The sequence below is a fragment of the Holdemania filiformis DSM 12042 genome, assembly GCF_000157995.1.
In the GTDB taxonomy this organism is placed as follows: Bacteria; Bacillota_I; Bacilli_A; order Erysipelotrichales; family Erysipelotrichaceae; genus Holdemania; species Holdemania filiformis.
The window spans coordinates 50379-60363 of record NZ_GG657551.1 but is presented as its reverse complement, the minus strand read 5'-3'; the positions used below and the strand labels follow the sequence as shown (position 1 = coordinate 60363).

Annotated in this window: 9 protein-coding genes and 1 pseudogene; 8 read left to right on the top strand and 2 right to left on the bottom strand. The window is 48.3% G+C overall.

Features of this window, described 5'->3' with window-relative positions:
- Positions 1-328 (top strand): annotated as a pseudogene (locus HOLDEFILI_RS00250) (hypothetical protein); the annotation flags it as partial.
- Positions 329-345: 17 nt separating this feature from the next.
- Entirely contained in the window at positions 346-705 is a 360-nt protein-coding gene (locus tag HOLDEFILI_RS00245; RefSeq protein ID WP_006057277.1) for a hypothetical protein, read from the top strand.
- A 268-nt stretch (positions 706-973) separates the two neighbouring features.
- On the opposite strand, the gene HOLDEFILI_RS00240 is transcribed toward HOLDEFILI_RS00245, so the two are convergent.
- Entirely contained in the window at positions 974-2857 is a 1884-nt protein-coding gene (locus HOLDEFILI_RS00240) for a BglG family transcription antiterminator (protein WP_006057275.1), read from the bottom strand.
- 333 nt (positions 2858-3190) lie between these two features.
- Between HOLDEFILI_RS00240 and HOLDEFILI_RS00235 the strand changes: the two genes are divergently transcribed.
- The 5 genes from HOLDEFILI_RS00235 to HOLDEFILI_RS18100 are packed head-to-tail and all read left to right on the top strand — an operon-like array spanning position 3191 to position 7472.
- Positions 3191-3529, top strand: a complete 339-nt coding sequence (locus HOLDEFILI_RS00235; protein ID WP_006057274.1) for a PTS sugar transporter subunit IIB — start codon at positions 3191-3193, stop codon at positions 3527-3529.
- Entirely contained in the window at positions 3522-4751 is a 1230-nt protein-coding gene (locus HOLDEFILI_RS00230) for a PTS sugar transporter subunit IIC (protein WP_006057273.1), read from the top strand. The genes HOLDEFILI_RS00235 and HOLDEFILI_RS00230 overlap by 8 nt, the downstream gene beginning before the upstream one ends.
- Positions 4748-5098, top strand: coding sequence for a PTS lactose/cellobiose transporter subunit IIA (locus tag HOLDEFILI_RS00225; protein WP_006057272.1), 351 nt, complete (start codon positions 4748-4750; stop codon positions 5096-5098). Before HOLDEFILI_RS00230 ends, HOLDEFILI_RS00225 begins: the two co-directional genes overlap by 4 nt.
- Positions 5099-5100: 2 nt before the next feature.
- Positions 5101-6525: a glycoside hydrolase family 1 protein gene (locus tag HOLDEFILI_RS00220; protein ID WP_006057271.1), complete on the top strand. Its 1425-nt coding sequence runs from the start codon at positions 5101-5103 to the stop codon at positions 6523-6525.
- A complete protein-coding gene (locus HOLDEFILI_RS18100) occupies positions 6522-7472 on the top strand; it encodes an alpha/beta hydrolase family protein (protein ID WP_006057270.1) in 951 nt (316 codons plus the stop codon). The genes HOLDEFILI_RS00220 and HOLDEFILI_RS18100 overlap by 4 nt, the downstream gene beginning before the upstream one ends.
- Before the next feature lie 346 nt (positions 7473-7818).
- On the opposite strand, the gene HOLDEFILI_RS00210 is transcribed toward HOLDEFILI_RS18100, so the two are convergent.
- Positions 7819-8565: a TetR/AcrR family transcriptional regulator gene (locus HOLDEFILI_RS00210; RefSeq protein WP_039863531.1), complete on the bottom strand. Its 747-nt coding sequence runs from the start codon at positions 8563-8565 to the stop codon at positions 7819-7821.
- A 141-nt stretch (positions 8566-8706) separates the two neighbouring features.
- Here HOLDEFILI_RS00210 and HOLDEFILI_RS00205 point away from each other — a divergent pair, with 141 nt between their 5' ends.
- Positions 8707-9594: a 4Fe-4S binding protein gene (locus tag HOLDEFILI_RS00205; protein WP_006057267.1), complete on the top strand. Its 888-nt coding sequence runs from the start codon at positions 8707-8709 to the stop codon at positions 9592-9594.
- Positions 9595-9985 lie beyond the last annotated feature (391 nt).

Below are 9985 nucleotides of genomic sequence, written 5' to 3'. Positions count from 1 at the left end.
GATTGCCAAGATGCGGATGAAGTACGACGAGATGGATGAAAAGACAGTGTATAAAAAAGGCATAAAAAAAGGGATGCGGAAAGGTGTAAAGAAAGGCGTGAAACAAGGGAAAATATCCTTGTTGAAGGAGTTACTGCGGCAGAAATGGGAATTAACGGAAAGTGATGAGAAAGATTTGGATAGTTTAAACGAAGAAGAAGTGAATCAAATCGTTCAAGTTTTAAATAGAATAAATACCCCGAAAGATCTTCAGGATCAACTTAAAAAGCTTTCTGATCCAAAGCATCAAGCCGAGAATCATGCTCAGTTTTCATTTTCTCATGACTAATCGAGGGAGATAATCTAATGGAAGAAAAGCGGATGGACTATCTAAAGGACACCAGTTATGCGATTGCCAAGATGCGGATGAAATATGACGAGATGGATGAAAAGACGGTGTATAAAAAAGGCATAGAAAAAGGTCTGGTTCAAGGGTTCGTAAAAGGAAAAGTTTCACTGCTGAAGGATATATTGCGGCAGAAATGGGAGCTGACGGAGAACGATGAGAAAGTTTTAGATGATTTAAATGAAGAAGAAGTGAATGAGATCGTCCAAGTTTTAAATAGAATGAATACCCCGAAAGATCTTCAGGATCAACTTAAAAAGCTATCTGATTCAAAGCATCAAGCGGATAATCGTACCCAGTTCTCTTTCTCTCAGGATTGATTGGTACAAGACATTGAACAATCAAATAATGATGAAGTGAGGACTGAAAAAGCTAATCAGGTAAGCGATGGCTAGGAATACGCCAAGATCGAGGAAATTAAATTGTCCCGGCCGCAGAAAGCTGCTCATTTCCAGTGTAATTTCCTGTGAAATCGGCATTCATAAATCAGGATTACAAAAACCCCCGGTTAAAAGAGGCGGGGGTTTCGTCGTTTAAATGGTTTTGTCTTTGACATTCCAGTCCTAAAGATTAGGTTTAAGAATTAAATCACATCGTATAGCTGAAGATGACGTTGGTGAACTCCTCAAAGGTTTTGCATTGACGCAGGACTTCCAGAATCGACGGATCGGAGAAAAGCAGGATCAACGCTTCGTATAATTCCTTAAATAAATGCGAGTCTTTCTCGTTGATCGCAATCAATAAAACGATATGCACGCGTTGTGTTCCCCATTGGATGCCGGCGGGGGAAATGGCGATGGCCAGTCCGGTTTTTTCGCAGTCCATTTTCATTGAATGGGGAATCGCGATCTGTCCGAAAGCAGTGGTGGCTGCCTGCTCCCGCTTCAGCACTTCATCCAGAAAGTGAGAGGAAACGAAATGTTCGTTACGCAGCTTCCGGCATAAGATTTTCAGAATGTCTTCGCGCCGGCTGTCCGCTTGTTTGTCAAGATAAAATAAGGCAGGCGAGAAAAACTGCGGATAATATTCCGTCAGGATCTGCATTTTTTTGCGGTCCAGAACAGTCTGAATTTGACTGTAAATCTCTTTGAGATTCATCGCACTGATCATCGGCGGAAGCAGGATCGTAAAGCCCTGGTTCGCATGGACCGGCACGGTGGTAAACAGAAGCTCGTAGCTTTTATCCTCCAGCTCCTCCTCAAACGAAACAACCGTCGGAATAATGATATCTGAATCAAAATGGATTAACAAACAGTTGTAAATCTGTTGTTGATTCTGCTGATAATCCGGACAGAGCAGCGCGCATTTCAACTTCTTGATGTCCTTCTGCTGCCGTTCCAGATCCGCGCCGATGTGCATTGCCAGATAGGCCGTTTCATCGGGACTGATCTGAATGTTGAAATGTTCGTCGAGATAATCCGTAATGCAGATCGCGCAGTCGTAAAGCAGCGGACAGGAGGATTGAATCGTTTCCAATAATGGATTTTTGAGGCTGGTCTGCTGCTGGGAGCGATAGAACAGATTCTTGAAATGCAGAGATAACGGCACTAACAGCGTTTCTTTGTTCAGCTGCAAGTGATAACGGCGGTTGATCTCGTCGATAATTTCATGCGTCAGCTTAAAAATCTGCGGCCCGACGATCGTTTTTAATGTTTCATCATCTTTGCGCTGCATAAAATTGATGTTTGCGGTGATCAGCTCGTTCATATTCTGCCGCTCCAGCGGATTAAATTGTACGCCGAAGTGGGTGGAAAACGTGGCGATCAATTCCTCACAGATCGGATGGACTGTTTCCTGCCGGCCGTTGGTTTCGCTGAAGGCGTTGCCGTTGAGGATCCGGTCAAGAATAACCGTGATATGTAAAAGCAGGTTGGTATACCCAAAGTCGTTGATATAACAATTATACTTCATGAAAATATTGTGCATCGTCGTCTGCAGATACGCGATATCGATTTCCGGGAAATGTGTTTTCAACATCGCGGCATCGACAAAGTGGCCGGCTGCCTCCTTATATAAGGTCTGCGTCAGAAAGCGTCGCTTGTTACGCTCGGTACCGACGAGAAAAATCGTGTCGTTCTTGCATTTTAAAGACAAATCGTAAGCGTCGTATTGTTGATTCACCTTGGAAATCAGCTGTTTCATCGAGGAATAGCTCAAATACAGCTCATCGCATAAATCGTAAAGATTCAGCGAGGATGCGTGATCAACAAAAAACAGATGCGTGATGTAGGAAAACCGCTCCTCATAGGACTGAGCCGGCGTTTCTTCCGGAACTGGCAGCGACATTTGCTTATTTAAGATGTACCCTTTCGCCGTTGCCTGGACTAAATTGGGCTGTTCCTGATTGATCCCCTTGATGTGATTCTTGATCGTCCGGCTGCTGACATGAAGTTGTTCCGCCAGACGCGTGGAGCTTATCGGCTCCGGCTGTTTCTGCAGCTGCAGGATGATTTTCTCTTTGATCGGATCCATTCGGTTTCCCTCCTTCCGATTGGATGAAACGAGAATTGTGGTATTTTTGATGGACGTTGTTAACAACCCACTTGTTCGACAGACTGAAATGTCGGAGCTTTCATCCGGCAACCGCCTGTTTTGAGAACAAATCTAGGTTGAACACGGGTGCTTTGTTGATCTTATTATACGCATGAGATCCCGCCGGGTTCAATCAATGAAATTCACCGCGGGTATGAAATTGTTGGAGTTTTCACTCAGGCAGTGAAAAAAGAGAGTGGAAAGGAATCCCCTTATCCGCAATAATGATAGCGTAAGAACCGGTTCTCATACGAAAAGGAAGGGAAAATCAAGATGGATAAAATCAGAATTCTGCTGTGCTGCGGCGCGGGTATGTCAAGCGGATTCCTCGCTCAGCAAATGCGGATTGCCGCTAAGAAAATGAATGTCGTCGCCAAGATCGAAGCTAAAAATAAGAACAGCGTTCAGGATGACGTGAACGCGATCGATTTGCTTCTGTTGGGTCCGCATCTGGAATATGTGAAAGCGGAGATGACGCAGCTGTGCGAGCCGTATCATGTGCCGGTGATCGTCATTCCCAAAGAAATGTACGCTGGACTGGATGGCAAAGGGTTGATGGAATTAAGCATGGAAGCAATTAAGAAGAATAAGGGAGAATTCAATCATGGATAAGTTGATTCAATGGCTGGGCAGCGATTTTGCCCCGAAAGTTGCCAAGTTTATGGATAAAAAAATCATCAAGGCACTCTCCAGCGCACTGATGGCTAACGTTCCGATCCTGCTGCTGGGATCGTTAGTCTCCATCTACAATCTGATCGCCGGTTATCTGCCGTTCTTGCCGGATTTATCGCCGGTATACACGTTCAGCTTCGGCATTATGTCGCTGACGCTGGTCTTCTTAGTCGGCTATCACGGCGCAAAGGAATACGGCTTCGGCGAATATGGCGTTTCAACAGGCTTGATCTCATTGATGATGTTCATGATGATCATTCGTCCGTCAATCGAAAATTTCCAGTTCCAGGTAGCTTTCGGCCGCTTCGGCGGGACCGGTATGATTCCGGCATTCTTCGCGGGGATCGTGACGATTGTGATCAGTAATCTTTACTTCAAGCTGCATTGGTTTGAGGATTCGGAAGCGATTCCTGATTTCTTAGTCCGCTGGCTGAACCAGGTCATTCCGGGCATCGTCGTACTCGTGCTGACTACGACCTTGATCTATGGCCTGAATTTGGATCTGTTCGCGCTGATCACGCAGCTGTTCAGTCCGCTGATCGCGATTGGACAGACGTTCCCGGGCTTCTTGTTATGTATCTTTATTCCGGCGTTCTTCTATTCCTTCGGCGTTAACAGCTGGTTTATGAATCCGATCACGACGCCGATTGCGCTGGCCGGCATCACCGCCAATGCGGAAGCCTTTGCCAACGGTCTGGCACCGACCAATATCTATACTTCCAATATCACCTTCAGCGTTATCTTTATCGGCGGCATGGGTGTGACGCTGGCGCTGAATGTCATGATGTGTCGTTCCAAAAGCAAGCGCCTGAAGCGCTTCGGCCAGGTAGCGCTGGTTCCGTCACTGTTCAATATCAATGAGCCCCTGGTCTACGGCGCGCCAATCGCGCTGAATCCGATTCTGATGCTGCCGATGTGGATCAACTCGCTGGTTATCCCGACAATCGTCTGGTTCGTCTTAAAGGCCGGGCTGGTCACCATCCCGCATGCCGTCATGAACGTCAATCAGCTGCCGATGCCGATCTGTTCCTTCTTGGCGACACATGGTGATTTCCGGGTCATTCTGCTGGAAGTTGTCCTGTTTGCGGTATCCTGGGTTATTTGGTATCCTTTCTTTAAGGCCCACGAAATGAAAGTGTTAAAGGAAGAGGAAGAAGCATGAGCGAACAAAACACACAGCCAGCCCTGGTCAGCGCCGCGATGGGAATCATCCTGCACGCCGGCGACGCCCGTAACTATGCCAAGCAGGCCCGCGAAGCGATGCGGGAGATGAATTTCACTGAAGCGCGTTCGCTGTTGGAAACGGCGAAAAAGGAAATTGCGGAAGCGCATCGGGCGCAGACGGAAATCATCCAGAATGAAGCCCGCGGTATCTGCTATGAATACAGCATGTTATTTAATCACGCCCAGGATACACTGATGACGATCAACAGCGAGATCGAGCTGACTGCCGATCTGATTCTGACTTTTGAAGTCGTCATGCGCAAGCTGACGGAAAAGGAGGGTTAACGATGGCGAAGTTTCCGGAAACCTTTCTGTGGGGCGGCGCCAGCGCGGCAGTCCAGATGGAGGGCGGCTGGCAGGAAGGCGGCAAAGGCGTTAATGTCGCTGATATCCAGATTTGCCGGGCGCACGACGCGCACGGCGGCAACGTCAATTATACACGGCAATCCTTAACGGAACGGGTGGCGGATGTTTTCTCCGATCACCCGGTTCACCATTATCCCAAGCATGAGGCGGTTGATTTCTATCATCGCTATCCGGAATACATCGAGCTGATGAAGCAGGCGGGTTTTAAGGCCTTCCGCATGAGCATCAGCTGGGCGCGCATTTTCCCTAATGGCGATGATGCACAGCCTAACGCGGCGGGCATAGCTTATTATCGCCAGGTTTTTGAAGCCTTGCATGAGGCCGGGATCACGCCGATTGTCACGCTGTCGCACTACGATATGCCGCTGGCGATCGTCCAGCATCATCAGGGCTGGTATGGCCGTGAGACGATCGAAATGTATGTGAATTATGCCCGGACCTGTTTTGAACAGTTCCACGATTTAGTTCCGTACTGGATCGCTGTCAACCAGATCAATCTGATCTTCGGCGAATCATTCAGCTCGTTAGGCATGATCATGGACGAATACGAGGACTTCACGGCGGCGAAGTACCAGGCGGTTCATCACGAATTTGTGGCGAATGCGCTGTTAGTCCGGGCGGCGAAGGTAATTGATCCGCAGATCCAGGTCGGCGTCATGCTTGCCGATCAGATGACTTACCCGCTGAACAGTGACCCCAAAGCCTGCGAGCAGGCTTTGGAGGCAAACCGGATGAAGGATTATTTCTATTCCGACGTGCAGCTGCGCGGAGAATATCCGGGATATGCCAAGCGTTATTTTAAGGAACATCACATTACGATTCGGATGGAGCCGGGCGACGCGGAGCTGATCAAGGAAAACACGATGGATTTCCTGGCGGTGGCGTATTATTATTCACACTGCGTCGACGCTTCCGGAAAAAAGGTGGCCAATCCGTTTACGAAAGCAACGCAATGGGGCTGGACGATCGATCCAACCGGGTTGTATATCGCGATGAGCTCTTATTGGGATCGTTATCATGTACCGATGATGATCGCGGAAAACGGCATCGGTGTGGAAGAAACTTTGGACAGCGAAGGTCAGATTCATGACGATTACCGCATCGCCTATCATCGCGAGCATATCGCGCAGATGCGGAAACTGATAGAGGATGAAGTGGAATTGTTTGCTTATACGCTGTGGTCGCCGTTTGATATCGTCAGCGGCAACAGCTGCGAGATGGAAAAACGCTACGGCCTGATTTATGTCGATGTGGATAATAACGGTCAGGGTACGCGCAAGCTGGTGAAAAAAGACAGCTATGCCTGGTATCAGCATGTTATCGAAACGGAAGGGGAAGAATTATGAAGTCTTGGAGTCATGGCTTATTAGCGGCGAGCCTGTGCCTGAGCTTAGCCGGATGCGCTTCTACTCCTGCACCAACGTCAACCCCAACACCGGACCCGGAGAACCTGCCGGAAATCGTGAAAATGCCGACCAGCGAGAAGGTTGAGATCGATTCCGTCCGCGGTACTAAAATCCAGGCTGTTCTGGACTTGCCGGCGGACATGCCGGAAGCGGGTTATCCGTTAGTCGTTTTCGCTCATGGTTTCCAGGGCAGTAAGGAAGAAAGCGGGGCGTTTACTGATGTCGCAAAAGGCCTGGCCGAGCAGGGCATTGCCAGTCTTCGGCTGGATTTTCCAGGCTGCGGCGAGAGTCAGGAAGATTTTATGGCCTATACGCTGGAAAATATGCACGATGACGTTGCCAGCGTGTTCGCATATGCCCGCGCGAACTACAAGCTTGACGAAGATCGCATTGGGATGCTGGGGTACAGTATGGGCGGCCGCGTGACTTCGCTGTATTTAAGCGAGGAAAAGATCGGAACGACCGTTTTGTGGGCACCGGCTGCGGCCGACGGGCTGAAGTCGCTGACAAGCATGGGCGATGAGGAAACGATTAGAAAACTGATCGAAGAATCCGCGGACAGCGGTGTCGCCGCCATCCGGATCTGGAATCAGGAGGTTCCGGTTGCGCACGACTTCTTAGTGCAATCCGCACAAGCCAAACCAATGGTCAATCTCAGCGCCTATACCGGCAGTCTGATGGTGGTCACCGGCGGGCAGGATAACACCGTAACCAAGGCGATCACCGACCCAATCTTTGAGGCGGCGGTCAACACTAAAATCACAACTCATCTGGATGTGCCGCGCGGCACACACTCGCTTGGAGCCGGGGAATTTGGCAATGATCCGGACGTCCAGAATGCCGTCGTTGAGGCAACCGTCCACTTCTTTGCGGATCAGATGAAATAATGGAGGATTCTTCCTGTGAAGAACTAAAGCATCACGAACAAGAATGAAAATGAGAAATTCACTCCTTTCAAAAACCTCCCAGGCAAAAAGGCATGATCGTATGCCTTTTTGTTTGCGTTAAACACAAACAAAACCGACAATTGTCTGTCTTAACGAAGGATGTCACCCGCCGCGGACTTTTCACAAGTGTGATTCTGCGGATTGAAAGCAAGATTAGCGAAAAGACAGGCCATTGTTTTAAAAGAAGGAAGAGCGCAGGAAGAAAATGAATCGGAGAAGCGGGAATAAAAAAACTTCCGGAATGTGTGATTTCCGAAAGAAACCTTTAAAAATAAAAGGATTAAAGTTAGATCAAAAAGGTATTAAGAAAGGAAAAAGAAGGATCCCAGCATTCGATCTGTTCATATAACTTGTCACTTTCCGGACTTGGTTTTTGCCGATAAGCATCAGTGAACGAATGCAGGAAACGGAAGAAGACCTGCGTGTAGTGGATCGGGGCCTGGGGATCTGTGCGATGGCGCAGGATTTGTAAGAGAATGCCGCCGAACAGAATATCGGCTGCCGCAATCAGGTTTTCCACATCAACTGACAGGAAATAACCCTCCGTGACGCAGGGAAGCAGAATATTCTGATTCTTTCGCGCGAAGTCTGTTTCTTCAGTCTGCGCTAAGAGTCCGGGGCTGAGCTGTTCGCGAATCTCGGGGAAGACCGCGAAATAGTCGGGTATCCGCTGGTAAATCTGCGCTTTCTCTTCCAGTTGAAAAAAATACAAAAAGAGTTGAGGGTGCTGGAAAGATTCGCGGCATTGGGCGAGCCATTGCCCCAGATAGTGATTCAGCGAACCGTCCAGTTGCCCCTGTAACTTTGAAGCGTCGATCCAGATCCGGCTCATCCGGTCGATCAGCGTGAAGGCGATCAGCTGATTCATATTTTGAAAATAGTTGTAAAGCGTCGCACTGTTGTAGCCGGCGGCGGCTGCGACCTGGCGCAGCGTGATCGCATCGACCGGAATATCATCCGACAGTGTGATCACAGCGTCAATAAAGTAACGGGTCATCCGGGATTTCTTTAATAGAGCGTTATGTTCGTTCATAGGCGTGTCCTCTTTGTTTGTCATTATAGCATAATTCTCGTTTGGTTAAATAAAATAATCTAATGATTGTAAAAATAATCAATTGATTGTTGAAAATTGAACAAACCCTGATACAATGGAAGAGACGAGGAGGAAATAGAAATGAAGAAGGAAATATCACGTCGAAATTTTATTAAAGGAACCGCTGCGTTAACTGCCGGAGCTGCACTGATGGGACTGGCCGGCTGCGCAGAGGAAAAAACGCCGGCGCCGCAGGAAGCGCCGAAATCCAAGCATGTGAAAGTCGCGGTTTTCTCGCCGACAGAAGGAACAAAAAATGCTGCGGCAATGTTAGCGGCGAAGTTCTCTGATGATGTAGAGTTTGCGGATCTGACCAACGCGACATCCCGGACAGAAGAAGTAACGTTTGCAGCTGAGGATCTGGCAATCGTCGCCGCGCCGTCGTATGGCGGACAGATCCCGATGATTGAAGGCTTGTTTACTAACTTAAAGGGCGATAACACCCCGTGCGTTGTTGTCTGCGCTTTTGGAAACCGTGCAGCTGAGAATGTTTATGCCAACATTGCGAGCATCGTTTCCAAGCAGGGATTTGTCGTCGTCGGCGCGATCGGTTTGGTAACGCCGCACGTTTTTGCCAGCGTCGCCAAGGCAGGACACAGCCGGCCAAACGTTGATGATAATAAGATAATGGCTGAATTCGCGGGCAAGATCATGGATAAGCTGAACAGCGGCTCTATCGAAGCGATTACAATCGAAGGAATGCCGGAAATTGATTTTGCGAAGGAAATCTCGGCAGCACCGAAAGAATTCAAAGCGGAAAATTGTATTCAGTGCGGAGCCTGCGCAGCGAATTGTTCGACCGGTGCGATCGATCCGCAGACATTGGAAATTGATGAGACCAAGTGCATCAACTGTATGCGCTGTTCATTTGTCTGCGAGTACAATGCACGCTCGTATGATACCGCGGTAAAACGTGACTTTATCGAAGGCAAGTTGTCGGCGAAGAAGTCTGTTGAATATTTCATCTAAGTTACGGGTCTCTGGTTTTCTCAAGTCAGAAATCAGGAAAGAAGGCAACCGCAGCGAAAGCCGCTGCGGTTTTTGTGTGGAATGGCTGGCAACGGAAGAAATTGATGGAGAGGCAGACTTCCACAGCGGCAGCAGGAAGAATTTCGCGGTACTGAAATTCCGTTCATTATAAGATGTGGATTTAACGAACCCAGGCCGATAGGCCGCAGCACAGATAAGGATCTGTTTTTTAATAATAAGGAAAAAAAGACTTTCACTCTTTTGCTTCGCAAACGATAACTCAACTGAAATTTAATGTATTAAAAGTTCTTGAAATAACTCAAGAATGGAATATACTATAGGTGTAGGGACGCTTGAGAAAGCGATACCCGTCAGACACTATCTCTTATTC